Annotated in this window: 24 protein-coding genes and 4 pseudogenes; 13 read left to right on the forward strand and 15 right to left on the reverse strand. The window is 59.5% G+C overall.

Annotation, left to right across the window (positions count from 1 at the left end):
* Window positions 1-116: 116 nt before the first annotated feature.
* Window positions 117-1,139: a YlbL family protein gene (locus MUBE_RS02490; protein ID WP_116539358.1), complete on the reverse strand. Its 1,023-nt coding sequence runs from the start codon at window positions 1,137-1,139 to the stop codon at window positions 117-119.
* A 96-nt stretch (window positions 1,140-1,235) separates the two neighbouring features.
* Here MUBE_RS02490 and MUBE_RS02495 point away from each other — a divergent pair, with 96 nt between their 5' ends.
* From MUBE_RS02495 to MUBE_RS02510, 3 genes are all read left to right on the forward strand, one after another.
* On the forward strand, window positions 1,236-2,636 hold the full coding sequence (locus tag MUBE_RS02495) for a zinc-dependent metalloprotease (RefSeq protein ID WP_207801637.1): 1,401 nt from the start codon (window positions 1,236-1,238) through the stop codon (window positions 2,634-2,636).
* A gap of 352 nt (window positions 2,637-2,988) precedes the next feature.
* A complete protein-coding gene (locus MUBE_RS02500) occupies window positions 2,989-3,462 on the forward strand; it encodes a hypothetical protein (protein WP_165849653.1) in 474 nt (157 codons plus the stop codon).
* 306 nt (window positions 3,463-3,768) lie between these two features.
* Complete coding sequence (locus MUBE_RS02510) at window positions 3,769-5,100, forward strand: macrolide-binding ATPase MABP-1 (protein ID WP_116539361.1); 1,332 nt, start codon at window positions 3,769-3,771, stop codon at window positions 5,098-5,100.
* A 77-nt stretch (window positions 5,101-5,177) separates the two neighbouring features.
* Here MUBE_RS02510 and MUBE_RS02515 read toward each other — a convergent pair whose 3' ends face one another.
* The 5 genes and pseudogenes from MUBE_RS02515 to MUBE_RS02540 all read right to left on the reverse strand — a co-directional run bounded on the left by MUBE_RS02515 (window position 5,178) and on the right by MUBE_RS02540 (window position 11,655).
* On the reverse strand, window positions 5,178-5,381 hold the full coding sequence (locus tag MUBE_RS02515) for a WhiB family transcriptional regulator (RefSeq protein WP_424399019.1): 204 nt from the start codon (window positions 5,379-5,381) through the stop codon (window positions 5,178-5,180).
* Window positions 5,382-5,839: 458 nt separating this feature from the next.
* Entirely contained in the window at window positions 5,840-7,984 is a 2,145-nt protein-coding gene (locus tag MUBE_RS02520) for an ATP-dependent DNA helicase UvrD2 (protein WP_165849654.1), read from the reverse strand.
* A 1,079-nt stretch (window positions 7,985-9,063) separates the two neighbouring features.
* A pseudogene (gene nudC / locus MUBE_RS02530) lies at window positions 9,064-9,811 on the reverse strand (NAD(+) diphosphatase).
* 41 nt (window positions 9,812-9,852) lie between these two features.
* Window positions 9,853-10,923, reverse strand: coding sequence for a potassium channel family protein (locus MUBE_RS02535; RefSeq protein ID WP_116539505.1), 1,071 nt, complete (start codon window positions 10,921-10,923; stop codon window positions 9,853-9,855).
* Between the two features lie 246 nt (window positions 10,924-11,169).
* Window positions 11,170-11,655: a hypothetical protein gene (locus MUBE_RS02540; RefSeq protein ID WP_116539364.1), complete on the reverse strand. Its 486-nt coding sequence runs from the start codon at window positions 11,653-11,655 to the stop codon at window positions 11,170-11,172.
* Window positions 11,656-11,692: 37 nt separating this feature from the next.
* Here MUBE_RS02540 and MUBE_RS02545 point away from each other — a divergent pair, with 37 nt between their 5' ends.
* Complete coding sequence (locus tag MUBE_RS02545) at window positions 11,693-12,157, forward strand: hypothetical protein (RefSeq protein WP_116539365.1); 465 nt, start codon at window positions 11,693-11,695, stop codon at window positions 12,155-12,157.
* Here MUBE_RS02545 and MUBE_RS18805 read toward each other — a convergent pair.
* Both MUBE_RS18805 and MUBE_RS02550 read right to left on the reverse strand, forming a co-directional pair.
* Window positions 12,154-12,285 (reverse strand): hypothetical protein, encoded by a 132-nt coding sequence (locus tag MUBE_RS18805; protein WP_279386651.1) that lies wholly within the window; start codon window positions 12,283-12,285, stop codon window positions 12,154-12,156. The two genes, MUBE_RS02545 and MUBE_RS18805, sit on opposite strands and share 4 nt — an antisense overlap.
* A 312-nt stretch (window positions 12,286-12,597) precedes the next feature.
* Window positions 12,598-12,972, reverse strand: a complete 375-nt coding sequence (locus tag MUBE_RS02550; protein ID WP_116539366.1) for a hypothetical protein — start codon at window positions 12,970-12,972, stop codon at window positions 12,598-12,600.
* Window positions 12,973-13,174: 202 nt separating this feature from the next.
* On the opposite strand from MUBE_RS02550, the gene MUBE_RS02555 reads away from it, so the two are divergent.
* Window positions 13,175-13,432 carry a hypothetical protein gene (locus MUBE_RS02555; protein ID WP_133297024.1) on the forward strand — a complete coding sequence of 86 codons (258 nt, stop codon included), beginning with the start codon at window positions 13,175-13,177 and terminating at the stop codon, window positions 13,430-13,432.
* A gap of 11 nt (window positions 13,433-13,443) precedes the next feature.
* Window positions 13,444-13,744 (forward strand): annotated as a pseudogene (locus MUBE_RS02560) (MGMT family protein).
* Between the two features lie 51 nt (window positions 13,745-13,795).
* On the opposite strand, the gene MUBE_RS02565 reads toward MUBE_RS02560, so the two are convergent.
* The 3 genes from MUBE_RS02565 to MUBE_RS02575 form a co-directional block, all read right to left on the reverse strand.
* Window positions 13,796-14,650: a TIGR02569 family protein gene (locus tag MUBE_RS02565; RefSeq protein ID WP_165849655.1), complete on the reverse strand. Its 855-nt coding sequence runs from the start codon at window positions 14,648-14,650 to the stop codon at window positions 13,796-13,798.
* A 95-nt stretch (window positions 14,651-14,745) separates the two neighbouring features.
* Window positions 14,746-15,933 carry an adenylyltransferase/sulfurtransferase MoeZ gene (gene moeZ, locus MUBE_RS02570; RefSeq protein ID WP_116539369.1) on the reverse strand — a complete coding sequence of 396 codons (1,188 nt, stop codon included), beginning with the start codon at window positions 15,931-15,933 and terminating at the stop codon, window positions 14,746-14,748.
* Between the two features lie 200 nt (window positions 15,934-16,133).
* Window positions 16,134-17,117: a DUF3152 domain-containing protein gene (locus MUBE_RS02575; protein ID WP_243632793.1), complete on the reverse strand. Its 984-nt coding sequence runs from the start codon at window positions 17,115-17,117 to the stop codon at window positions 16,134-16,136.
* 227 nt (window positions 17,118-17,344) lie between these two features.
* Here MUBE_RS02575 and fasR point away from each other — a divergent pair, with 227 nt between their 5' ends.
* Window positions 17,345-18,031 (forward strand): HTH-type transcriptional activator FasR, encoded by a 687-nt coding sequence (gene fasR / locus MUBE_RS02580; RefSeq protein ID WP_116539507.1) that lies wholly within the window; start codon window positions 17,345-17,347, stop codon window positions 18,029-18,031.
* Here fasR and MUBE_RS02585 read toward each other — a convergent pair.
* Window positions 18,018-18,266 carry a DUF3107 domain-containing protein gene (locus MUBE_RS02585; RefSeq protein WP_116539370.1) on the reverse strand — a complete coding sequence of 83 codons (249 nt, stop codon included), beginning with the start codon at window positions 18,264-18,266 and terminating at the stop codon, window positions 18,018-18,020. The genes fasR and MUBE_RS02585 overlap by 14 nt on opposite strands.
* 233 nt (window positions 18,267-18,499) lie before the next feature.
* Here MUBE_RS02585 and MUBE_RS02590 point away from each other — a divergent pair, with 233 nt between their 5' ends.
* Entirely contained in the window at window positions 18,500-19,195 is a 696-nt protein-coding gene (locus MUBE_RS02590) for an MmpS family transport accessory protein (protein ID WP_207801640.1), read from the forward strand.
* Between the two features lie 39 nt (window positions 19,196-19,234).
* Here MUBE_RS02590 and MUBE_RS02595 read toward each other — a convergent pair whose 3' ends face one another.
* The gene (locus MUBE_RS02595) at window positions 19,235-19,933 is read right to left on the reverse strand and encodes a ferritin-like fold-containing protein (protein WP_116539371.1); all 699 of its coding nucleotides are present in this window, start codon (window positions 19,931-19,933) and stop codon (window positions 19,235-19,237) included.
* Between the two features lie 275 nt (window positions 19,934-20,208).
* Between MUBE_RS02595 and MUBE_RS02600 the strand changes: the two genes are divergently transcribed.
* Window positions 20,209-21,777: a DEAD/DEAH box helicase gene (locus MUBE_RS02600; protein ID WP_116539372.1), complete on the forward strand. Its 1,569-nt coding sequence runs from the start codon at window positions 20,209-20,211 to the stop codon at window positions 21,775-21,777.
* Complete coding sequence (locus MUBE_RS02605; protein WP_116539373.1) at window positions 21,774-22,997, forward strand: Rv3212 family protein; 1,224 nt, start codon at window positions 21,774-21,776, stop codon at window positions 22,995-22,997. The genes MUBE_RS02600 and MUBE_RS02605 overlap by 4 nt, the downstream gene beginning before the upstream one ends.
* Before the next feature lie 29 nt (window positions 22,998-23,026).
* On the opposite strand, the gene MUBE_RS02610 is transcribed toward MUBE_RS02605, so the two are convergent.
* The gene (locus MUBE_RS02610; protein WP_116539508.1) at window positions 23,027-23,827 is read right to left on the reverse strand and encodes a ParA family protein; all 801 of its coding nucleotides are present in this window, start codon (window positions 23,825-23,827) and stop codon (window positions 23,027-23,029) included.
* Between the two features lie 126 nt (window positions 23,828-23,953).
* Between MUBE_RS02610 and MUBE_RS16860 the strand changes: the two are divergent.
* The 3 genes and pseudogenes from MUBE_RS16860 to MUBE_RS16865 all read left to right on the forward strand — a co-directional run.
* Window positions 23,954-24,567 (forward strand): annotated as a pseudogene (locus tag MUBE_RS16860) (acid phosphatase).
* 54 nt (window positions 24,568-24,621) lie between these two features.
* Complete coding sequence (locus MUBE_RS02620; RefSeq protein WP_116539374.1) at window positions 24,622-25,722, forward strand: isochorismate synthase; 1,101 nt, start codon at window positions 24,622-24,624, stop codon at window positions 25,720-25,722.
* A gap of 51 nt (window positions 25,723-25,773) precedes the next feature.
* A pseudogene (locus tag MUBE_RS16865) lies at window positions 25,774-26,202 on the forward strand (GNAT family N-acetyltransferase); the annotation flags it as partial.
* Here MUBE_RS16865 and MUBE_RS02630 read toward each other — a convergent pair.
* Window positions 26,166-26,621, reverse strand: a complete 456-nt coding sequence (locus MUBE_RS02630; protein ID WP_207801631.1) for a hypothetical protein — start codon at window positions 26,619-26,621, stop codon at window positions 26,166-26,168. The pseudogene MUBE_RS16865 and the gene MUBE_RS02630 sit on opposite strands and share 37 nt — an antisense overlap.
* Window positions 26,622-26,629: the final 8 nt, after the last annotated feature.

Below are 26,629 nucleotides of genomic sequence, written 5' to 3' on the forward strand. Positions count from 1 at the left end.
TGGCTGACGTCGATTTTGCTAAACACCCGTACGTCGGGGCCGTGTGCCAGACATCTTCGTTACTGTCACAACTCTACGCACCACAGCACCATTCGATTGCGAGTGAGGGGGCCAAGTTAGCAGCTCGGCAGCTGACCTCCCGACGTCATTGCGTGCAGCGCGTCCACCGCTTGGGTGAGACTCTCGACTTTCACCAACCGCAGGCCAGTACGGTTATCGGAAATCGCCTCATAGCAGTTCTTCGCAGGAACGAGGAACACTGTGGCGCCAGCAGCGCGAGCGGCGACCATCTTATGCGCGACGCCCCCGATAGGACCCACCTTGCCGTCGATACTGATGGTACCGGTGCCCGCGACGAACGTCGATCCGACCAAATCGCCGGTAGTCAGCTTGTCGACAACCGCCAGACTAAACATCAGTCCGGCCGATGGCCCGCCCACGTTGGCAAGGTTGAAATCCACCACGAACGGCGCCCATGGCGCATCTAGCACCGCGATACCCATAAAGCCATAGTTACGATCTTTGCTCGCACCCAGCGTGATCTGTGCGACACCGGGTGGCTCGTTCTTGCGACGAAAGTCGATAGTCACTACCTCGCCGGGCTTGGTTTTCTTCAGCAATCCAGTGAACTGTTCCACATTGGCCACCGGGCTACCGTTGACCGCGTCCAGGGCATCACCGGACTCCAGTTTGCCCGCCGACGGACCGGGATCGCTGACCGTCGCGACGGTAACTGCAGGCGGATACTTCAGGTATCCCAGTGCAGCATAGGCCGCGCTGTCCTCAGACTGTTTGAAATCAGCGCTGTTGGCCTTGTCGACGTCTTCTCGCGACTTGCCCGGCGGGTAGATGAGGTCGCGCGGCACCAGCTGTTCTTGGCCGGAAAGCCACAGTGTCAGGGCTTCACCCAAAGTCAGATTGTCACGCTGGGACACCGTCGTCATATTGAGGTGACCAGAGGTGGGGTACGTGCGCGTGCCTTCGATCGCTACGACCTGCTTGCCGTCGACCTCACCGAGTGTGTCAAAAGTAGGACCAGGGCCCAACGACACAAACGGCACCGTTACCACTGCGAGCAACACACCAAAGACCAGAATCGGCACCAACGCGACCAACAAGGTGAAAATCCGCCTGTTCACGCCGCTTAGATTAGACGGACTCACCTCGGGCGCGTCCAACTATAAGCATGACCCGCGGTGGCGCGTTCTGTCACACCGGTAGGTACCGTTGACAGTGTGGCTAACTTGCCTTTCGGCTTCTCCTCCGAAGACGACTCCCCGAATAACGAGTCGGGACGCGACAAGCACGGAAAAAACAACCCTGATTCCAGTTCGAACGCGTCAGACCCATTAACTTCGTTTAGCATGAGTGGGGACTTCGTCATGGGTGACCTGGGACAAATCTTCACCCAACTGGGTCAGATGTTTACCAACGCTGGCACCGCGATGACTGCAGACAAACAACCGGGTCCAGTCAACTATGAATTGGCGCGACAAGTCGCGTCGAGTTCGATCGGGTTTGTCGCGCCCATCCCAGCCGCCACAAGCTCAGCTATCGGCGATGCGGTGCATCTAGCCGAAACCTGGCTGGATGGGGTCACCGCGCTACCTGCGGGTACTATCAAAGCGGAGGGCTGGACCCCCGACGACTGGGTCAACAACACCTTGGCGACATGGAAGCGACTATGCGACCCGATGGCTCAACAGATCTCGACAGTATGGGCGGCGTCGCTGCCTGAGGAAGCCAAAACCATGGCCGGCCCGCTGTTGTCGATGATATCGCAAATGGGCGGCATGGCGTTCGGTTCGCAACTTGGGCAGGCGTTTGGTCGATTATCCCGCGAGGTACTGACCTCGACCGATATCGGCTTGCCGCTTGGTCCCAAAGGCGTAGCGGCGATACTGCCGCAAGCTGTCGAGTCCTTCGCCGACGGACTCGAGCAACCGCGCAGCGAGATCCTGACCTTCCTGGCCGCCCGTGAAGCTGCACACCACCGGTTATTCAGCCATGTGCCCTGGCTGGCCAGTCAATTGCTAGGCGCCGTAGAGGCCTATGCCGCAGGTATGAAGATCGACATGAGCGGAATTGAGGAGTTAGCACGCGATTTCAATCCAGCCTCGCTGTCGGATCCCGCCGCCATCGAGGAGCTGTTGGGGCAGGGTATTTTCGAGCCCAAGGCAACCCCGGCACAGACCCGAGCGCTGGAGCGGCTGGAGACCCTGTTGGCGCTAATTGAAGGCTGGGTGCAGGTAGCGGTGACCGCGGCGCTAGGCGATCGGATTCCAGGTGCCGCCGCGCTCGACGAGACGCTGCGCCGGCGTCGGGCCAGCGGCGGACCGGCCGAACAGACATTCACCACGCTGGTCGGCCTGGAGCTGCGGCCACGTAAGCTGCGGGAGGCCGTCGCGCTATGGGAACGCTTGACCCAGGCTGCCGGTGCGGACGCTCGTGACGCCGTCTGGCAGCACCCGGATCTGCTGCCTTCCGGGGCGGATCTTGACGACCCGGCTGGCTTCATCGACCGAATCATTGGTGGCGACACCAGCGGTATTGATGAAGCGATTGCCGAACTTGAGCGGGACTGTGGCAACCCCGATGGTGGGAGCCCTGGCTCTGCCGGTCCTGTAGATAACTGATCGAGAGGTGAGTGCCCGGCGTGGCAAAGTCTCGAGTCATGCCGCAGGATGCGCCCTCCCTGCCATGCGCCGGATCCCACGATGCCGATGCAGTCCATGCGATCGCCGACACCGATAGCAGAGTTGCAGCGGTAGGTCGGGAGTCAGCCGATGGCTTGGCGAATCTCGTCGCGTAACTGGTTTGGTGTCGGCGTCGCACCCCGCGGATGCCGGCAGTCCCGAGGCCAGACAGCGTCGATCCGAACTCACGGCCGCGGCCCGCTGTCAGGCCTATTGGTGAAAGCGCTGCTCGGATGCCTGAATTGCGCACAGCAGCCGGTCGCATGCCGCGATCGCTTCCACCGTGGACCTGATGGTACTGTCAGACTACCTGGTCGCCGACCCGTTCATGATTGGCACAGCCGGGGGTGTACCCCACCTTCCGGTTCGGGTCCGTGACGGCACCAGCCTGGTGGGGTCGCTAGTCGTTCCCGGCGTGACCAGTTGTCTAGCCTGCTCAGACCTGCACCGCAGCGACTGCGACACCGCTTGGCCGGCTATCGCTGTCCGGCTGCGAGACACCATTGGGGTGGCCGACCAGGCCACCCTACTCTCCACCGCGGCGCTGGAGCTCAGCCAGGCCAATCGGATGATCGCGGCGATGCGCGGACAGGAGATGGTACCCGATCCCGGACCGCCCTTGACGCTGAACGCCACATTGAAGTTCGATCTGAGCACTGGCTCCATCGTCGCGCGCCAATGGACCAAAATATACGTCATGTCCATGTTGACGCCGGTAGCTGATCTATCCTTGCCCTCCTTGGTCCGGGACGTTCGTCGAGATTGACACGTAAACTCTAGCCAAGTCGTCTAAAACCCGCCCCGTCAATGTGCGATCATTGCGGTGCTTGTCCAGCGCTTCGATGATTGCCCTAAACAGAGCATCGGCTGCACGGTGCTGCGTTGCTTTGCTGCCATGACTTTTCTGTAACATCCTTCGGACATGTATTTCGATGAACCATAGAGTTGAACCTGCGCGGAGAAAACACATTGGCGCGACGCTTGATGATGCGGGTTCAAGACCGAATGAAGTAGCCGTTTGATCAGTTGTCGCCATATCAAAATCAAATCCATGAAGCGCTCAATGTCATGGATGATTAGGTATGTGGCAGACATTAAACGCGGTCAGGCTGCGCGTAATGCGAAGCTGGCCAGCATTCCGGTCGGCATTGCCGGGCGGGCAGCGCTCGGGCTTGGCAAACGACTGACTGGCAAGCCAAAAGACGAGGTCAACGCCGAGCTGATGAAGAAGGCCGCCAACCAATTGTTCAGTGTCCTGGGCGAGCTCAAGGGCGGGGCCATGAAGGTTGGTCAGGCGTTGTCTGTGATGGAAGCCGCGATTCCTGAAGAGTACGGTGAGCCCTACCGCGAAGCCCTGGCCAAGCTGCAAAAGGACGCTCCGCCGTTACCAGTCAATAGAGTGCATCAGGTGCTCAACGCCCAGTTGGGCACCAAGTGGCGAGACCGGTTCAGCTCGTTCAATGACACCCCGGTGGCCTCAGCCAGCATCGGCCAAGTGCATAAAGCGGTGTGGTCTGATGGCCGTGACGTGGCTGTCAAAATCCAGTATCCGGGTGCTGATGAGGCGTTGCGCGCCGACCTCAAAACTATGCAACGCATGGTAGGGGTGCTCAAACAGCTTTCCCCTGGCGCCGACGTCCAAGGTGTGGTAAGAGAACTGGTTGAACGCACCGAGATGGAACTCGACTATCGGCTGGAGGCCGCCAACCAGCGTGCTTTCGCCAAGGTGTATCAGGGAGACCCACGCTTTGTGGTGCCCCATGTGGTGGCAAGCGCACCGAAAGTAGTGGTCCAGGAGTGGATCGACGGTGTGTCGATGACCGAGATCATCCGTGACGGAACCGTTCAACAACGGGACCTGATAGGAACGCTGCTCATCGAACTCACTTTCGACGCGCCACACCGATTGGAAATGTTGCACGGCGACGCCCACCCCGGCAATTTCATGCTGCTGCCCGATGGCCGGATGGGCGTCATCGACTTCGGCAACGTCGCACCGCTACCCGGTGGTTTCCCGATGGAGCTGGGGATGAGCATCCGATTAGCCCGGGACAAAAACTACGACCTGCTGCTGCCGACGATGGAGAAGGCCGGCCTAATCCAAAAAGGCCGACAGGTGTCGGTGCGTGATATTGACGAGATAATGCGCCAGTACGTCGAACCCATCGAGGTCGAGGTTTTCCACTACACGCGTAAATGGCTACAAAGGAAGAGCCTAGACCGATCAGTGCCGCAGATCAGGATAGCGCGGCAGTTGGATCTGCCGGCTAAACTAGCTCTTCCGTTGCGGGTGATCGCGTCGGTGAGCGCGATCCTCTGCCAACTCGACGCGCACGTACCAATGAAGGCATTGACGGAGGAGTTGGTTCCTGGTTTTGCCGAGCCCGATGCCGCCGTCGTCTGACGCTGGCAAAAGTGCAACTATCGAAGCTTTCTCTTCGAGAACATTTTCGGCAGTTGCACTTTCGTGGCTTTATCTAATCAGCAATGACGTCCTTGCGCGAACGTTTGCGATTCACGATCACGCCCCGGCCGAAACCCCCAGCGCTCGGCCCGTTCCAGCGCAGCCGTCAGGCACTGGCGGCGGATCAGGCAGTTCGCGCAGAACGTTCTGGCACACTCCACGTCAGCTAGGGTCTCAGCGAACCACAGGCCGGGATTGCGGAGGACATGGCACAGCAACACTGACAGCGTCTGTTTAGGGACTGTTCAGTGCCGACATGTCCTTCTCACCTGTTTCCTGGTCTGGTGGCTATCTTTCTTCAGGGATCCGGATCATGTTAGTGAGGTTGTTGCCTCACAAAGCTATGGACACAGATCCTGGTGACTTTGGGTCCGTGGCCTTCGGGCGAAAATCGGACTGACTACGTAGTTACGTTATAGCCCAGATCGACGGACAGTTAAGTTTTGGCAGCACCACAGCAGAGTCTAGCCACACACGCACCAAACATGTTGTAGTCAAGCATTGGTGGCCACCCTCCTCTCCGTTTCGCCTACCTTTAAACTTGACTGCAGCCAGCCATTCAACACCATTTCAGCGCCAGCCAACAGAGTGCGGATTTGAGGGTAACGGCGGCAACAGCCAGTGGCAACCGATTTTCTGATCTGCACTTTGCCCGCTATTAACTCAATGGTGCGGACAATCAGGTTCGCGTCCTCGCTGTACCGACATGGTCGCGAACCAACTGCAGCACATCTGATCCGTATTGCTTCAGCTTGCGTGCGCCAACACCCGGAACGGCGATCAACGCTTCCTCATCGACAGGCAGCAGCTCGGCAATTGCGATCAACGTGTCGTCGGTAAAGACAACATACGCAGGCACATCCTGTTCCCTGGCAGTGCCCAGTCGCCACTTTTTGAGCTGCAGCAACAGTTCCTCGTCAACGTTTGCGGCACATGTTTCACACCGCCGCAGCATGACAGGCGCGGGTGTGGTCAAGTCGTTCTTACAGATGCGGCAGCGCGACATAGCGACCCGGTTACCCCGGAATCTGCTCAGCACCGGACCTTGACGCGTCTGTGGCGCGATACCGTTGAGAAACCGCGACGGTTTGCGGCTCTGACGTCCACTCGGAGTTCGCGATAACGCCCAGCTAAGCGCCAAATACACTCGGGCCCTGGTGATTCCAACGTAGAGCAGCCGACGCTCTTCCTCGACGAGTTCACTGTCGCAACCGTGTGCCAACGCGTGCGAGATAGGTAATATTCCGTCGGTCAACCCGACCAGGAACACTGCATCCCACTCAAGTCCTTTGGCGGCATGCAGTGAGGCTAGTGTGACGCCCTGTACCATCGATGGGTGTAGCACATCGGTGCGCAACCGAAGCTCGGCCAACAACCCCGGAAGCTCCAGCTGAGGACACTGCGCTACTTTGTCGTCGACCAATCCGGCCAGCGTGGTCAGCGCCTCCCAGCGAGCCCGGGCGCGGGTGCCGACCGGTTGTTCGGCCGTGAGCCCCAATGGCTGCAGAATACCACGGACCACGTCCGGTAATGGGCCGGACAGGCCTGTTTTGGAGCCATGTTCCACACTGCGCTGCAAGGCTAACAGCGCCTGCTTGATCTCCTGACGTTTGAAAAACCCCTCGCCGCCGTGAACCTGATAGGCAATCCCCGCCTCGGTCAACGCCTCCTCGTATACCTCGGACTGCGCATTGACCCGGTAAAGCACCGCGATCTCGGATGATGGGGTGCCGGATTCGATCAGTCGAGCGATTGATGCCGCCACCGCAGCAGCCTCAGCAGGCTCGTCGGAATGCTCGTGAAACGACGCGGCCGGACCCGGCTCACGCTGGCCAGACAGTCGAAGTCTGCTTCCCGCAACCCGGCCACGAGCCGCGGAGATCACCTGATTTGCCAGCGACACCACCTGCGGAGTGGACCGATAGTCGCGCTCCAGACGCACCACCGTCGCGTTTGGAAACTGCCGGGTAAAGTTAAGCAGGAAACGAGGTGAAGCCCCAGTGAACGAATAAATAGTCTGATTGGCGTCACCGACCACAGTCAGGTCATCTCGATCGCCCAGCCAGGCCGAAAGCACCCGCTGCTGTAGCGGGGTGATGTCTTGGTACTCGTCGACAACAAAACAGCGGTAGCGATCCCGAAACTCCTCGGCCACTGTTGCATCGTTCTCGATCGCAGCGGCAGTATGTAGCAGCAGGTCATCGAAGTCGATCAGCGTAATACCTTGGACACCATCGCCGCGAGCCTTGAGGGCTTCATAAGCCAGGTAGACGTCCGCGATTTGCGTAGCCTCTAACGGAGTATCTCTACCTGCAGCAACCACAGAGACTACGTATTCCTCAGGTCCAATCAGCGAGGCCTTGGCCCATTCAATCTCGCCGGCCAGGTCACGCACGTCATCAGTACCGACATGCAGCCTGGCGCGACTAGCCGCCCGCGCAACAGTGGCGAACTTGCTATCTAACAGCTGCCAACCGGTATCACCGATCACCCGTGGCCAGAAATACCGCAGCTGTCGGTGCGCAGCAGCATGAAAGGTCAGGGCCTGCACGGCGCCAACACCCGAACCAACTTGCGCTGCGGCACCAAGCGCCCGTAAACGGGAGCGCATCTCTCCCGCCGCACGCTGGGTGAATGTCACCGCCAGCACCTGTCCGGCGGCGACGTGACCAGTCCCGACGAGTTGGGCAATGCGGTGAGTAATGGTGCGGGTCTTACCCGTTCCAGCGCCCGCTAGTACACAGACAGGTCCACGCGGAGCCAGCACGGCCTCGCGCTGCTCGTCGTCCAGTCCGGCGGTCAATGGGTCTGCAACCATCGGCATAGAATCCATCCTGACAGCTAAGACAGACAAACCTTGCGCATCGCCATGCCCGATGCTGTTCTCAGCATATCTATAATTAGGGCGCAGTCCTGGCGAAGCCAACCGAGATAACCGGCTAAAGACACCGGTACTGATCTCCAAGTAGTTATGCTGGGACCTCGCCGGCCACCTACGCCGCTAGCCCCATCGCTTGAACTGATATTCAGCACTTGCGTCTTGACACCGTTGCCATACGACTGTGGCACCAAACTTTCGAGGCCACGCTGTCCGTATCATAATGTTCTGGGTTCTTTTTGGCCAATCGCAGACTACGGTCCGTATAAGACGCTCATCACCGATGAAGCCCAAGGCTCAACTTGCCAAGCCATAAGCATCGTAGCAAGTGGACTCTAGAGGCGGTTATCGTTGATTCACAAAGCTTTTGACGTTGAATTAGCTTTCATCGTTTGCAACCTTGCGATCGTTGTGTCAGCCTGTTTACATCCGCCTATTCCGGCCAAACCGGCCACAGCCGCGCCACGTGTCGACGCCAAGTCGTTAATCGTCAACGTCGCTGATGCAATCCGCATAACCAATTGCGCCGACCTCACACCGCGGACAAAGGCAGACCGGCGTCAGTCGCCTGTAGAATACACAAAGACTCCCGGCCCGTACCGGGCCGGTGGGAAATAATATTTTTACGTTCACCAGCGACTAAACACAATTCCGCAAGATGTAACATAGCGGTAAGAATCGAAGGCTTAGAGTCGGGTGGCATGACCCCCAATCGATCAGGTCAGTCAGGACGTCGCCATGTATCCAAACGACGATTCCGCGCCTATGGCACTCGATCAGTCGGCGATATCACTGTGTGCAGCGTTTCACGACAGTGCCTACAATTTCGCTCTGGAGAAGCCAGATCTTGCCATCGTGAGGCCAAACTTCGTGGGATGGAGTCATCAGTATAATGTCAAACCGTCAGTGTTGATGTCCATCCGTGCTAGGCTTAGAACCAGCAGGCGAAACCGCAGAAATTATAGGTGCCGTCCTTTAGGCCATAACCGACCGCATCGACTAGGGCTGCCTTGGTCCACCGTCGCTCAAGATTCGATGATCACGCGGGAGATCGAGATTGATCCAGGGAGCAATAGTTTCGACTCGGATGTAGCTGGTCCAATTGCGGGCTTCAAGCGCTGTGCGTACCTCGTCGCGGGTTAACCACACCGCTTCGACAATCTCGCTGTCATTAAACGAAAAGTCCTAATCCGGATCACTCAAGGCATGAAAACCGACCGTCAGCAAGTGCGGAAATAGCTAGAGCTGGCTGCCCCGGTAATGCACATCTCAGACACTCCGACCGATCTCCTCGCGGATCTCTCGAGTAACGCAGACTTCGAATGACTCGCCAGCCTCGACAAAACCGGCCAGCAGCGAGAATATCCGCTCAGGCCACGCGGTCTGACTCGCCAGCACCGCACGGTCGCCCCCACCATGGACTAAACAGATAACGGGCAGGTCGATACGCGGGAACTCCTCGTGGCTAATGACCGGGTTGACTCGTGACCAGCCCGCCCTGGCTGATTTCATCGGTGAGCAGTCGACTTAACTGAACCGGGAACTGCCATGCCAATTCAGCAACGCGGCAGCGGACGACACTAGTTTACTGCTCGTGTCGTCGAAGACCCTTCCAAGACTGCGGAGGTTCACCATGTCAGCTTCCACATCGGGACCGTCAAGGCGCTTCCAACACAGCCCGAACGTAGCAGCCGCGACGTCGGTACGCAGTTGATCGGTCCGATCGACGCCCACGCACGACAGCAATGGAACATTCCACAACTGAATATCCATGCCAACCCTCTGGCAACGACCCACCACGCCCGCGCCACCCACTAGTGGCCCGCGTGCCGAATATAGAGTAACCGGTCGCTGACCTCGACGGCGTCCACCTCGGGCGCACCGATGCGTAGCAAGCGGCCACCACGCACTACACCAAGCACAATGTCGCGCAGATGTCGCGGGGATCCACCGACCTCGGTCGGTTCCACCTCGCGTTCGGCAATCGTCAATCCGGCGTGAGGAGTTAACAGATCTTCAATCATCTCCACAACACTGGGTGTGGTGGTGGCAAGGCCGAGCAACCTACCTGCGGTCGCCGAGGAGACCACCACCAAGTCAGCACCCGATTGCTGCAACAGGTGCTGATTCTCAGCCTCCCGAATCGACACCACGATCTTGGCCTTGGGTGACAACTCTCGAGCCGTCAAAGTGACCAGCACGGCGGTGTCATCGCGACCGGTTGCGATGACGATCGAGGCCGCATGCTGGGCCCCGGCTAACTGCAGCACATCGGATTTGGTGGCGTCGCCGTGCACTGTGACCAGGCCAGCAGTCGCGGCATGCTCGAGAGCGGTTCGATCGGTGTCAACGATGACTATCTCGCCTTGCATGGCTTCATCGCTGAGCCTCGTGGCGACCGCCGTTTTCCCCTTGGTGCCGTAGCCGATCACGATGGCATGATTGCGCACTCTGTTCCTCCAACGCTGGATCTTCCACCCCTGCCGCGACCGCTCGGAGAGGACCTCAAGCGTCGTGCCCACCAACACGGCCAAGAACGCGATCCGCAGCGGCGCAAAGACCACGATATTAACCAAACGCGCGGCTACAGTACATGGCGTGATGTCACCGTAGCCGGTCGTCGATAGCGACACGGCCGCAAAGTACAAACAGTCCAGGAATGTCAACCCGCCATCCCGCACATCGCGGTACCCGCTTCGGTACAGGTAGACAACAACAGCGGCCGCGAACAGCACCACCAAGGCAATAGCCATTCGGCGGGTGATCACACGGACAGGGCTAGAATGAAGGTCAGGGATACGTAGCACACTAACTAGGAGATGACCAGGCTGGGTGGCCAATGTCTTATAGAGGCCACCACGCTGCTGCAACCTACCGCTGCGCACGACACCTAATGTAACCACGATCGCTGGTTCCCCAATAGCTGGGCAGCGCACATCGCACGTCGGCAGCTAATCGGGTATGACCATCCGCTACGCAAGTAGTAGCAGACCGTGTGCACCAATGACTCCGGGCACCTGCATAACGTGTCCCACGCCAAGCAGGTAAACAACAGCCTAGACACATGGCCGCCGCCCTGCGCGGCGGCTAACCAATCTTTCAACCCACCACGATGATATCGCCATCGGGATCTATGAACGCCACATAACTGCGGCCAACTCCTGAGTGTCGCCAACATCGGAGTCCGCAGTAACTAGCAAGTAAGCACGATCAAACAACCAATCCACACCATAAAACCACTGAACATAGGAATGAAACACATTGTCCAACAATGCGTAAAGGTACAGACGACGCATCAGCCGTCGAACAACACCGATCCGGTTGCGGACCAGGTCCACCAAACCAGTGAATGACACCTGACTGAGCAGTGTTTTGTCGAGAAGCCTTCCTAAACTTGAACTCTCGGCCAATACGGCATTGCAGTCGACGGCCCAACCTTCGATATCGATGATGAGATGAGCCGTGTATCCCGACATCGGGGCTACCATTAACTCCGCTCTGCGTTCGACGTCACCGCGACGCTCGGTCAACGGATCAGCAAGCCGATCCACTTCAATAACATTGTTGTGCAGAGTATTTCGTTTAACGCTAGCGGAAGCAAATGCCCATTGTTCCACTATCCTGCAGGGATCACCGACCGCGGCCGATCGGTCGATGATGTCCTTGAGGTTGCACAGAAAATCCGACGGAATGCAAGGCTTTACCCTTGTGGTTACCCAAGTGATGACCGGACACCAGCAACGTGTCCTCGGCTCTGGTGATGCCCACGTACAACAGACTGTTCTCCTCGTCGACACACCGCTGTTAAAGTTGGCGACGATGCACGGAAATCTTGCCCGACAGCTGGTTTCGATTGGCAATATCCGCTGGTATCCAGCACCGGAATGCGGAGTGTACCCGCTGAGCTGCGATCGCCACGCAGCAGCGGAGGAAACTCAGCGCGCCGCTAAGCTAGGTAGCCTTCGATGCGGTCTACGGGGATATTACACCCAACAGATAAGCAACCACCACCTACCACTCCAAATTCTTCGCAGTGTGCACTATGAAAACCTGGATCCGATCTGGAGTCACGGCCAGCTGGGCCAAGAAGCCCGTTCTCGACCACGTTTGGCCACCTAGGCCAACAGAACAGTGATCAACGCCACAGCCGACACATTGATCTCATTCAGCAGAGCACATATCCAATCAGCATAGTTGGGGACCACGTCGGCGAAAGCGTCAAGGTGGTGCCATGTTGACCCAAACACCTAAAAACCCTGGCGTAGCAGTGCCCGGATTTCACAGTCGACGCCTAGCATGCACGCCACCTCGGCAACCAGTTCGGGCAACGAATGACAGAGGTGGCCTCATGGTGTGGTGAGTTCGCCGGCCAATGCACAAACACGCAATCTCGACATCGGAACCGACCACTCTCGTGATCGACTCGGGCGAACGTATCCTCGCCGCAAAGTCGCCCGTCCAGCGCCAACACGCGCCGCCACAACGCGGCGACATCGCGGTCACCGAACCGCCAGCGTGAACCAGTCAGCACAAGCACTGTCGCAGCGCCCACCGTCAGGTCAGCGACCTAAGGGATAGGCAGTAGGTCGGCCAGACAGACAACCTGAACCGGGATTCCAGCGAGCGCGCAGAGCATCGGCTATGGGTGTAACGGCCGCATTGCTGCACACCAGCACCGTGGCAGTGGACAAGCCTACGGCGTCGAATCGCTGATAATGCGCCGATATTTGGTCGGTGATCCACTCGAGTTCGACGGTGCTCACCGGCCCAGTCCTGCCGAGATAAACCAGGCGAGCGCCGATCGGCTGCATGATGGTAGGGCTAGCCAAGAACATGCCTTCGGCCATTACCAATCGATAACAGCACCCGCTGGGCGTGTCGTTGCGTATCATCCTTGCTGACCGGCGTTTGCCGGTCTCGATGTCGACGAGCACCAACCGGCCGACGGCGTAACGTTCCAGCCGATCGACCCAACTGCGTAGGCGAAGTTCTTCCCCTCAACTACCCGGACGCAACACAAGCGCGCGTCGAGAAATCCATGGGCTCGTGGGTAGAGGTGGACCCGGTGTTACTCAATGCAATGCCGAACTCAACGGGAACCTGGTTCAACTGTCCGGTGGACGATACGGCTGGCACGTGAGTATGCGGACGATCATGTCCTACTGGAGCGAGTTGGTCCGCGCGGTCATGTTGCCACCTGTGGGAACGGCGACCACACTGGTGCGAGCGACACAGACCTCGCCGCCCGACGTCAGCGACCAACTCATCGCAAGGCTGCACCAAGGATTGGGATCCGATTTTGAGCTGCTCGATTTCGACTGCGAGCACATGGTGTCGTATGTCAAGCCTACCGAAGTCGCAGCAGTGATCCACAAGCAGTTAGAAACGCGCTGACCGTACTCACGATGACTGACGATCAGATCGAGCGGATGCGCTCACTGGTAGCAGCAATTCTACCCGACCGTTTTCGCCACTTATGTCGACATCGACTCTGCCGCAAGATGTTCCAGTCCGTGTATCTCCGGTTGGATCATGCGGACCAACTCCTCCGACCTACCCTGGCACCGGGTAATCACAGCATCTGGACGCACAGTGCGACATTTAACCACCCGACAGCTCGAATTACTAAGCGCCGAATGGATTCTCGCCGCTGACGGTAAGATGGCGCTACACGAGGTTCGGTACGAATTTCCGCGCGGCAGTTAGTACTGATCACAAGCGCGGCAAAGCCCAGCACAGCTGGCCGTTACCGTCGGTTTAGAGCACCAGACGGACTAAGGCCGCAGTTCGGACCAGACCCGGAAACGCTTCGACCCTTGACCGCGGGTGCAGTGTGTGGACAGCAAGGCGAAAAATCAACGCGCGCAACAACATCTGCGGCCATTCCGGCAGTGCGTTCCAACGTTCAATAAGTCCATCGTCGGCCTCGCCCCAGGACAACGCGTCCACAACAACGACACCTGCAGCCCACGATGCAGGTCGCCAGTAGGGTGTGATGTCGGTGATTCCCGGTGCTGCAGTGCCCATGAAAAGCACTGTCCCGTAAAGATCCCCGTGCACCAGCTGGTTCGGGCTCTTGGTCGGCTTGCGCAAACTAGCCAGCTGATTGATCAGATCGATCGATCGTTGACCGTCAGCCCCTGGGGGTGTGGCCCACGCCTCCGGGGGTACCGACTGCAACGGCCGGTCCTCCCACGCGGCACGGTCGGCGGAGATGAAGATATCCACGTCCGCCCAGTGCGCCGTAGGCCCCTGGGTCAGAAATCGAGGACGCTCGAGCTTGCCAGTAGCCTCGTGCAGTCGCACCGCCGCCGAGACAACTTCATCGTGTCTAGCCTCCGGCGTCCCGGCGACGAATGTGTCGGACCGCCAGCCCGATACCACATACCGCCCATCAGTCGAGCGGACCGGTCGTGCCAGGCGAACACCATCGACGAACAATGTCTCCCGCACCCGGGCCGACCAAGCCGCGCGGGCATTGTCGGCCACCATCGACAACACGACTTCGCCACATCGCCAGCCACCTTCCCAGCTGGCTCCCAATGGGACGGGCTGCACACCGGTCAAACCGAACGCCGACAACACATACTCGGGCGGCGGCTCAACTGTCACACCGGTTAGCCTAGTAGAGCCCAACACCATGGCGACCGCAAGCGCAGCAAAGCCGGGAGCAGCGGGTCGCCGTCAGCTCAACACCGGACCTCCGATTAGTAGATCACCATGTCGGGTTGCACCTGCTTGGCCCACGCCACAATTCCACCCTGCAAGTGCAACGCATCGGAGAAGCCAGCCTTTTTCACGGTGGCCAACACTTCGGCCGAGCGCACGCCCATCTTGCAATACAACACCGGCATGCGGTCCTGAGGCAGCTTTGCCAGACCCTCACCCGAGTTGATCAACGACCGCGGAATCAGCTGGGCGCCGTCGATGTGCACGATGTCCCACTCGACGGGCTCACGAACGTCGATGAGAGCCAGCTTCTTGCCGGAGTCCAGCAACTCAAGCAATTCTCGCGGCGTGATAGTGGAGTCGGTAGCCGCCTGGGCAGCATCATCAGACACCACGCCGCAAAACTGCTGGTAGTCGATCAGCTCCGTGATTTTCGGCGTGGACGGGTCCTTTCGGATCCTGATCGTACGATAGCTCGCCTCCAACGCATTGTAGACCATCAACCGGCCAAGCAATGACTCACCAATCCCAGTGATCAGTTTGATCGCCTCAGTACCCATCACCGACGCGATGAAGGCGCAGATGATGCCCAGCACACCCCCTTCTGCGCAGGACGGCACCATGCCAGGAGGCGGCGGCTCCGGGTACAGATCGCGGTAGTTCAGGCCCAGCCCGTCAGGGGCGTTCTCCCAGAACACCGAGACTTGGCCCTCGAAGCGGTAGATCGACCCCCATATGTACGGCTTTTCTGCCAGCACCGCGGCGTCATTAACCAAGTACCGAGTCTCGAAGTTATCGGTGCCATCCACAACAAGATCGTACTGCTTGAACAGGTCAACCGCGTTGCTCGACTGAAGTCTGCACTCGTGCAACCGCACCTGGACGAACGGGTTGACTGCGACGATTGAGTCACGCGCTGACTGGGCCTTGGACCGTCCAACATCGGCTACACCATGGATGATCTGGCGTTGCAGATTCGACTCGTCGACGACGTCGAAATCGATGATACCGATCGTGCCGACGCCGGCCGCAGCCAGGTACAGCAACACCGGCCCGCCCAGCCCGCCCGCACCGATGACCAATACCCGCGCATTCTTGAGCCTCTTCTGCCCGCCGACGCCCATGTCCGGAATGATCAGATGACGGCTGTACCGGGCCACCTCGTCGCGGCTCAGCCAGCTTGCGGGCTCAACTAGAGGCGGCAGTGATGTCGGGGATGTCGACACCGAATATCTCCTCGGGTAACGTCACGTCTTAACGTATGATACGTGTCATCTACAACCATCACAGCAGGTGTCTGCATCGACGGCACCGACACGTAATGATAGTTAACAGCGAGACCACCAACGTTGCTTCTAGGTGCGCTAGGTCGAGTTCCTGTGCACGTTAAGCTCAGCTAACGCCGCGGCGGGTATCGTCGCAGGGGCTAAGCGATTGGATACGGCCAAGGATTAAATCGGCAGTTCTTGCCATCGGGTTTGACCCATTCCGGATCAAACTTCGCTCCATCGTCATTGGACGTAGAGAACGTCTGCTGCATCATCACCGGGGCCAAACCACCTTGCTTGTCGCAGGGCTCGTGGCGCACATACCCGATGGCATGGCCGACCTCGTGGTTGATCACATACTGCCGGTAGGAACCCACATCCCCTTCAAACGGAAGAGCTCCGCGCAACCAGCGCGCCTCGTTGATTAAAACCCGAGCTTGCCGGTCCGGCCCAAACGACGGGTTGTAGCATGACGTCTCCAGCCGGAATTCGTAGCCGCATCCTTCACGTACCGTCAGCGGAGACACAAGCGAAATCCGAAAGTCGGACCGCCCGCTATCAATTCGAATGAAAGCGACTTGTGAGTTGTGCGTCCAGCCTTTCGGATTAGCCAGCGTCTGGTCGACCATCTGGACGAATGCACCGTCGCCACCGAACATAGTTGGGTCCAGACCGTTCTCGACCTCGACGGTGTACTTGAAAACCTTGACGGTACCTTGACCAACCTGCGGCGTCGTCCCCGAAACGACACGCCAGGTCTTGTCGCCCGCTTCGGTGAACGAACCCCCGTCTGGCAACGTCCCGGCCGGCAGATCGGCATCGAACGCGGCGAGCCCGTGAAGTGGCGCGTCCATAATCGCCATGCCCACCGCACCGATAATCGGTGGTCCCGTAATGGGCCCGCTCGCCGCCAGCTTCTGTGCGCTTGTCCCGGTTGCCGTTTGGTATACAACCACCGCCGTGAGCGCTATCAGAAGAGGCAATGCATACGCACGCCAACCAAAGACAGAGACGAACCGCCCCAGCCATGTTTGCTTGCGCCACCGACGCGACCAGCCACGATCAGCCCGGACCCGCCCTTCGTCCTTGGCAAGCGGGTCACGCTGGGCCCGCAATGGTTCTCGCCACTCCTCGCGTAGCACAGGCACACAACCAACACTGCCAACGGGCCCGGAGGAGGTCACTGTCTCAGGATTACACAGCTCACAGCCATTGGGAGTCCTGGGCACGCCGGAATGCGTCGAACTCCCCTTGCCAGCGCCGACAAACACCGGTGTCACTCGGGTTAACGACACGGGTAGTAATGTCATTCCGACGAGGCGGTGAGTATACCCGACTCTAATTGACCAACGATACAGACGAGGACTCGATGAATAATCGCGCCAAGACAGCGCAGCGACGTGCTGTGAGATCGGTCGACCGCAGTCGGCCATTAGATAGCATAGCGGTGTCCAGCCGGCGAGGCAACCGGTTGCCCCGCGACGAGCGTCGTGGTCAATTGCTTACCGTTGCCAGTGACGTCTTCGTCGATCATGGCTACCACGCAGCCGGGATGGACGAAATCGCCGATCGGGCAGGAGTTAGTAAACCCGTTCTTTATCAACATTTTTCGAGCAAGTTAGAACTGTATTTAGCGGTGCTTGAGCGGCATGTGGACAATCTGGTGTCGGGCGTACAGCAGGCGTTGCGCACAACCACCGACAACCGGCAGCGGCTACACGCCGCAGTCCAAGCGTTCTTCGACTTCATCGAGCACGACGGGCAGGGCTACCGGCTAATCTTCGAGAACGACAATGTCACCGAGCCTCAGGTTGCCGCACAAGTGCGAGTAGCCACCGAATCGTGCATAGACGCAGTGTTCGCCCTTATCAGTGCGGGTTCTGGGCTGGACCCGCACCGCGCTCGGATGGTTGCGGTAGGCCTAGTCGGCATCAGCGTCGACTGCGCCAGATACTGGCTGAACACCGACCGTCCGATTTCTAAGTCGGACGCCGTCAAAGGAACCGTGCAGTTTGCCTGGGGCGGGCTGTCACACGTACCGCTTACCCGCTTGTAGAGGACTCTGCCCCGATTCCAAAGCCCACCCGGCGAGCGTCAGCAACACCGATCTCCACATAGGCAATCTTAGCGCCGTGTATCAGGAAGCGACGGCCCCTCTCGTCGATCAGGCTCAGTAGACCCGCGCCCTCGCGCAGTGCGGCGCTGACGAGTTCTTCGACTTCACCGGCTGTCTGCGTACTGGAGAAGGTCAGCTCACGCGGACTGTCCGTGATACCGATCTTGACCTCCACTATTGGCCCCTTACTGTTTGGTATGCCTCTGCGATTCCAAGCAAGCGTGTCAGCCAGCAGGCTAGTGGACGCATCCAACACACCGGGATGCAGAGGGGCCCACTGATCCCTCTACAACGGGTGGCGGTAGGCCTCGACGGGCAGCTATCTGCCGATAACGATTAGCTTCCAGCTTAGCCAACATGCTGCGCAACACCAGATACCCGGTTATTCGCATCAGTAACATAAGCACTATCGGTAACACAATGAACCGCCTCGACGGCAAGGTCCAGGACTATCCCGACGAGAGCTATATGACCAACGGAGCCGACCCCTACCCGCCGGACAGCTACGACGAGCTACTCTGGCCGACCAACCATCGATGGCGCCAGGTCGCTGCGCTCTTCGGTGGTGTGGTAGCACTTGGCGCCGTCGCGACCGCGGTCATCATCAACAGTGGAGATAGCGCAACGACCAAGGCCACGGTGGGTGCACCAACTTCCCTCCCGGTGCTCACTACGCCGTCGACACCGTTACCAGCGACCCCATCCATCACGTCACGGACGCCCCAATTACCCCCCGAAACAGTGACCACCATGGCACCTCCCAGTGTCACACCACCAGCGCAAACAACCACCACAGCGCTGCCCTTAACCGGTCCACCGCCGGCGGCGCTGCATCCGCGCACCGTCATCTACAGTGTGACCGGCACGAAGGAGCTCCTCGACCTGGTCACCGTCGTATACACCGATGCCCGTGGCTACCCAAAAACCGAGTTCAACGTGGCACTACCATGGACACGGGCGGTAGTCCTCAATCCAGGCATCCAAACCCAGTCGGTCGTCGCCACTAGCTTCCACAGTCAACTCAACTGCTCGATCGTCAACGCCAAGAGGCAACCAGTCGTGGCGTCGACCAACAACGCGATCATAACAACCTGCATCCGTTAGACAGGATAGCTTGCTTCGCTGACGATTGGGACGCGACCACTAGCTAAGACCGAGGTCGTGCATCCGCTGGCCATGTTTCCGATGCAAACGATCGAAAAACAAACCCAGCTGGCTCAGACCACCACCATCGGACATCACCAGATCAACCAGCTGATCGTGGTCGGCCAGCAGGTACTGCGCCTGGGTGATCGTTTCACCAAACAGTCGACGCGCCCACAGCGCCAGCCGGCTGCGTTGTTTGCCACTAGCAGTTACCGCAGCACGCACTTCAGCGACGACAAACTGCGAGTTCGCGGTTTCCGACAAGGCCGACCGCACCACGTCGGCGACTTCATCGGACAACCTATCGGCAATCTCCAAGTATAAGTCGGAGGCCAAGGAATCACCGACATAGGTTTTCACCAAGGCTTCCAGCCACGTGCTCGGCGTGGTCAGCCGATGGTAATTATCCAGCGCCGACACGTATTTCGACATCGCCGGCACCACGTCAACACCTCGGCGTTCCAGGGCATCGCGCAGCAGCTCATAATGCCCCATCTCGGCGGCAGCAATGCGCGCAATCGAGATCCGTCCCCGCAGGTCCGGCGCCATCCGGGCCTCGTCAGTCAGCCGGTAAAACGCGGCCAACTCCCCGTAGGCTAGTAACGCGAACAATTCGTCGACGGCCGGATGATCTGCCAATAACCGTGACGTCGGCAAATCGGCCAATTGCTGGTCCGCGGATGAGGGCGAGGGCATGGCAACACTCTAGTCGGCTAAGGTAGAGAGAATAGGCGGCTGCTGAGTGACCGGTTATCATCACTCAAGTTAGGTAATGGCTGCGTTTCTGTGTTGCTGCTATCGGCGAAATGTGCGTGCACAGCTGGGCCACCGGGACTGAACTCTATTCAGACTGAACGTGGGATCGGCGACTCGGCGATCTACTCGGAGTCGGGACTGGTACGCGCCTGAGCCGCGACAGCAAAACACCGACGCCAAACCGATACGGTCACCGAAAGGCTTTTCACCCACATATGACTGCACTGGCAAGCACTATTAAACCGACCTTTGCCAAACTTGGAGTCCGCGACGAAATAGTCCGTGCGTTAGCCGAACGAGGCATTGAGCAACCTTTTGCTATCCAGGAACTCACCCTGCCGCTTGCACTCGCCGGCGAGGATACGATAGGGCAAGCCCGCACCGGCATGGGTAAGACATTCGCCTTCGGCGTGCCTTTACTGCAGCGCATCAGCGTCACTACCGCAGCAAGGCCGCTGACTGGCACACCGCGAGCACTGGTCGTGGTGCCGACTCGGGAGCTTTGCCTGCAAGTAACCGATGACCTGGCCGCCGCAGCCAAATACCTGACCGCTGACGATGGTAACCGCCGGTTCTCGGTGGTATCCATCTACGGAGGACGGGCCTACGAACCACAGATCGAGGCACTGAGAGCAGGTGCCGACGCCGTGGTGGGCACTCCAGGACGACTGCTTGACCTTTGCCAGCAGGGCCACCTGCACCTGGGCGGGTTGTCGGTGCTGGTGCTCGACGAGGCCGACGAGATGCTCGACCTAGGGTTCCTGCCCGATGTAGAGCGCATTTTACGACAGACCCCGACCAACCGGCAATCGATGCTGTTCTCGGCTACTATGCCAGACCCGATCATCACGCTGGCCCGCACCTTTATGGACCAACCCACCCATATCCGGGCCGAGGCACCGCACTCCTTGGCGGTGCACGATACCACCGAGCAGTTTGTCTACCGCGCTCACGCGTTGGACAAGGTGGAGCTGGTCAGCCGAATACTGCAAGCGCGTGGTCGGGGCGCGACAATGATCTTCACCCGCACCAAACGCACAGCACAGAAGGTCGCTGGCGAGCTGGGCGAACGCGGTTTCGCGGTGGGCGCCGTGCATGGCGACCTCGGACAGATAGCGCGAGAGAAGGCACTCCAAGCTTTTCGAACCGGCAATGTCGATGTGCTGGTCGCCACTGACGTGGCTGCCCGCGGCATCGACATCGACGACGTTACCCACGTCATTAACTACCAGTGCCCCGAAGACGAGAAGACTTACGTCCACCGCATCGGACGCACGGGCCGTGCCGGCCGCACCGGGGTCGCGGTCACCCTGGTGGACTGGGACGAGCTGGAGCGATGGGCGATGATCGACAAGGCGCTCGGCTTGGACTCCCCCGATCCGGCCGAGACCTACTCCAGTTCGCCCCATTTATACGCCGAGTTGGCTATCCCGGCCGAGGCTAGCGGAACAATCGACGCGCCACGCAAAGCGCAGATCAAACACCGCGGCACGAACCGAGACGGGAGCATCTCGAAAACATCAGACAAGGCTGAGAAACTGGCGCGGTCGCGTGCTAGCGCACGGCGACGCCGCACCCGTGGCGGCCAACCCGTCACCGGGCATCCCAGCAACAACATGACCAGCAACGGCGAGGCCGTCGCGGGGGTCCCGCCAAGCTCTTCGCCCGGCTCCTCATCCACCAACGTCCGCCATCGCCGGCACCGCCACAAGCCGACGAAGGCCGTCGAAAACAGTCTCGACACAAACCTGATTACGCAGGCTAACTGGGCTTCTGACACATGATCAGACCCGAACGCCGGACCAAAACCGACATCATAGCCACCGCGACAATCGTGATCTTCATCACCGCAGCCGCGTTGCTAATCTGGTGGACCAGCGACGCCCGGGCTACCCTCAGCCGACCGGCTGCCGTTCCAGCGTCCAACCCGACTTCAGCTCAGGAAGTGCCAGCCTCCCTCAACCAGCTCTGGGTCGCGGCCAGTCCTGCCACCACCGCCCCCGTAGTGGTGGGTGGGACGGTGGTCACTGGCGACAAGCGCCAAGTGGACGGGCGCGCCCCCACCACGGGCGAATCGCACTGGAGCTATGTCCGCAACCGCGATCTGTGCGGGGTGTCCTGGGTCTATCATTACGCTGTCGCGGTCTATAGAGATGACCGCGGTTGCGGGCAGGTCAGCAGCATCGATGGGTCTACCGGTCGTCGCGGAGCTGCCCGCAGTAGCTACACCGATCCACACGTGCGCCTGTCCTCCGACGGCACAGCGTTGTTGTCGGCCGGCGATACCCGCCTAGAACTCTGGCGCTCGGACATGGTCCGGATGCTCGCCTACGGTGAGATCGACGCCCGAGTGAAACCGTCGGCACGGGGACTGCACTCCGGATGCATATTGGAGTCCGCAGCAGCCAGCTCGTCGGCGGTATCGGTGCTCGAGGCCTGCGCGAATCAGTCCGACCTGAGGCTCGTGCTGTTGCACCCGGGCAAGGAAGACGACGAACCGCAACAATGCCTGGTAGCCGAACCTGGGGTCCGGTCGGGATCGGGGGCCCGCGTGCTGACGGTTTCTGATACCAATACTGCCGTTTACCTGCCCGGAGAAGCCGGCACGCAGCCCAGAGTCGACGTGGTCGACGAGATCGGCACCACTGTGGCAAGCACACCGCTGGCCAAGCCGCCGTCGAGCTCGGCGGCGGTTTCACAGGCGGGCAACCTAGTGACCTGGTGGACCGGCGATACCCTCATGGTTTTCGATCAGAACAGCCTCACACTGCGGTACACCATTGCCGCGGACGAAACGACGGCGCCATTGGGGCCTGGTGTGATGATGGCTGGTCAACTGCTCGTTCCAACCACAGGCGCGATCGGCGTCTATGACCCGCTTAGCGGCGTGAATAATCGCTATATCCAGGTGAGTCGATCGCCGAGCAGCACAGCGGTGATCCCGGCCGTTTTGGGTTCCACGGTGTTCGAGCAGCGCGGCGACACCCTGGTGGCACTGGGCTAACTGCTGAGGCCAAGCGCCCGCTCTGGCCGCTACATCTCGACAGTGAACGTAGGTAGGGGTTTGCCGGTCTTCCAATGCTTGAGCAACGCCTGTGCCAGCTCGCGGTAGGCTAGCGCTCCCTTGTTCTTGCGCCCGGCTATTGCCGACAAGCCCGACGCGCTAGCTTCGGCGAAGCGCACCGTGCGTGGAATGGGTGGAGCCAGCACCGGTAGCTCATAGCGGTCTGCGACGTCGAAAAGCACGTCACGGGTGTGAGTGGTACGGGAGTCATACAGCGTCGGTAACGCACCCAACAGTCGCAGATCCGGGTTGGTGATCTGCCGAACGTCGGCGACGGTACGCAGAAACTGACCGACACCACGATGTGCCAATGTCTCGCATTGCAGCGGCACGATGACCTCGTCGGCTGCCGTCAGACCGTTGAGAGTAAGCACACCAAGTGACGGCGGGCAATCGATGACGATCACATCGAACTGGTCGGACAGTTTGACCAACGCGCGTTTGAGCGCATATTCGCGGCCTGCCCGCATCAACAACATCGCCTCAACGCCGGCGAGGTCGACGTTGGCTGGCAGCAGCGTCATTCCCTCCACCGTCGTGACCAGCGCAGCATTGGGCTCGACCTCACCGAGTAACACCTCGTGCACAGAAACCGGTAGTTTGTCGGGATCTTGGCCCAGCGAGAAGGTCAAACAACCCTGCGGATCCAGATCGACAAGCAGCACTTGCCGTTCCTGATCAGCGATCGCCGCACCCAGTGAAGCAACCGTTGTCGTCTTGGCTACGCCACCCTTCTGGTTGGCCACAGCCAGTACCCGGGTCTTAGTCACCTCATCGCTTCGCTCTGCTTCGTCGCCCGTCCGGTCACAGTGCCATCCTGGCATGATTCTCCGTGATGCGCTTTGGACGATAGCTCCGTCAGGATTTCAGCACGCCGTCCGGCAAAGTCGGTCAGCATGGGCTTGCACAACCACCACCTGCTGCTGCGGCATGGGCGAGTACCGCGTGGTTGAAATCGGGCCAGCACACCGACCATACCGAGCTGGAATTAACCGATACCGACCGGAGTACAAGCCAATCTAGTTTGGACGGGCTCTCGCGGAACTAAAACTCGTTGATCCGGTGATGGCCAGCAACCCACGTCAACGTGCCTTAGTCACCGCTTAGTTGGCCGAGTTTACCGTTGACGAAGTATCTCCAATTGCTCACTGAATGGGGCTATGATTCCTACGAAGGCCTAATCACCGTCTAGATCCGAAAAACCGAACCTGATTGGTTTGGCATGGGTGCACGGATACCCAGGTGGTGAAAGTTTCGATCTGGTCAGCAAACGCGCCTACCAGGCCGTCACGATGGCACTCGAGCACCGAGAGTCGTGTGACGTGTGTTCGTCAGTCATGACTACTTCTGCCACGTGGTGATTACGCGTTGGGTCGGGCTGCCGCTTGTCTAGGGCAGCCGCTTCGGTATGCACACCCGCTCGATTAAAATGTGCGGCTTCGAGCACGGGCTACGGCAACTACACACACTTGGGTTAACTAGCCAGCCGCGGCCAGTTGCACCCAGGTGAACACCTATGGCGACAACACACGTCGCCCAGTGGCGTAGGAGAGAGCCGAACATAATGAAACCGAGCGAACCACCGTTCGCGCTATGCGGGCCACGTGGGACTCTAGTTGCCGACGGGGTACAGATGTACTATAATAATGTCCACTCAGCGCAAGCTGCACTGCGTTCCGGGACAGCACCAATACTGTTAGGCGCGTTACCTTTCGATTTGGCCAGTCCCGCTGCACTGGTGGCACCTAGCGCTGTGCTACGCACCGGTACGCTGCCAGACTGGCCGGCCGGTCCGTTGCCCGCCGTGCGCATCGCCGCCGCCGTCCCGACGCTGGACAACTACCGTTCCTGGATCGGCCGAGCGCGCGAGCAACTCACCGCACCCGGCAACTCGCTACGCAAGGTAGTGCTTGCCCGCACGTTGCAGCTGGCCGCGGACGCTCCACTGGACGGCCGCGTCATCCTGCGCCAGCTAGTTGCGGCCGAACCGACCGGGTATGGATATCTTGTCGACTTGACCGCAGCCGGCGACCAGTACGCGGATATGGCCCTGGTAGGCGCCAGTCCAGAACTGTTGGTCTCGCGCTTCGGCGACCGTGTCACGTGCCGGCCGTTTGCCGGTTCGGCTCCACGTGCCGCTAACCCCGAAGTCGACACCGCCAACGGCGCCGCACTGGCCAGCTCAACCAAGAACCGTCACGAGCACCAGCTGGTCATCGACGCGATGCGCGCTGCTCTAGAGCCAGTGTGCGACGATTTGATAATCGCGCCTGAGCCGCAATTAAGCCGCACCGCGGCAGTCTGGCACCTGTGCACACCAATTAGTGGCCGGCTGCGCGACATCTCAACTACAGCAATCGATCTGGCATTGATCCTGCATCCCACTCCAGCGGTCGGTGGGGTCCCGACAGAGGCCGCATCCGAGCTTATCGCAGCGCTGGAAGGTGACCGCGGTTTCTATGCGGGCGCAGTGGGCTGGTGCAATGCCAGAGGCAACGGTCACTGGGTGGTATCCATCCGCTGTGCTCAGCTATCGGCCGACCGCCGAACCGCCCTGGCCCATGCTGGTGGCGGCATCATTGCCGAATCCGATCCCGACGACGAAGTTGACGAGACCACAACTAAATTCACCACGATCCTGAATGCGCTGGGAGTCAAGCAGTGACCGAAAAAGTCCACTGTGCCATACTACAAGGACGCCGCAAAAATTACGGCCATGATTCCAAACGTTGGCCAAATTCCAGCTAACAGCCGATCAATACACAATCACCGAAACACAAATTCCCACAGCGCTTTTCAGCAGTTCATCAACCGTTCAAGGGCATGTCACCGAAGTCTACAGTGAACTCGCTGCGATAGCGCTATGGTGCCGTAACTTCTCCACGTGGGGCGGTGTTGCAAACCCCCACTCTACTTGGAGGATTTGTTCGTAAGATCGAGGTTTTACCGTCGCTAACTAGCTCGTGCGCTGTTGTTGGCGATGGAGACTGAATACCTCGACAACGGCCACACTCGATTGTCATGGGCGGTGCTGAACTGAAACTCCGACGCCATCCCGCTGTATGACTATGACAGGATCGGTGAACGTCCTCAGCGCGAATGGGCCACCTACCAACTGTTCGACCCCCTACTAGCTGAACTGGCCGGACCACGCCGATATCCAGCTGCGGCCCAGCGCACGGCCGGCGGACTGAACAGCAATACCAATGTGGTCAGCACCACGATTCCCAGCGGGAATCCGAAAACCGGCTGATTCGAGCCGACCGCGAGGTACCACGCGACAGGCAACAGCAACAGTTGGGCAAACACCGCCAGCCCGCGACCCCAGCGTTTGCCGACTAGCAACGCACATCCAGCGGCGAGCACCCCGCCGCCGACCACAACGAACCAGATAGCCGTGCCCAAGCTGTTGATGACACGCTGATCGATGCCGGCAGGCCAGCGAATCACCAGTGCCGCAGCCACCACCAACGCAACTGCACCTTGCAGCACGACAATGAGTCCTGCGCCCCGTACGGCGGCCGGAGCGCATGGCGATACCGCTCGCTTGTGAGGAAGTGTCACAACGTCAG

Source organism: Mycobacterium uberis (assembly GCF_003408705.1).
GTDB lineage: Bacteria > Actinomycetota > Actinomycetes > Mycobacteriales > Mycobacteriaceae > Mycobacterium > Mycobacterium uberis.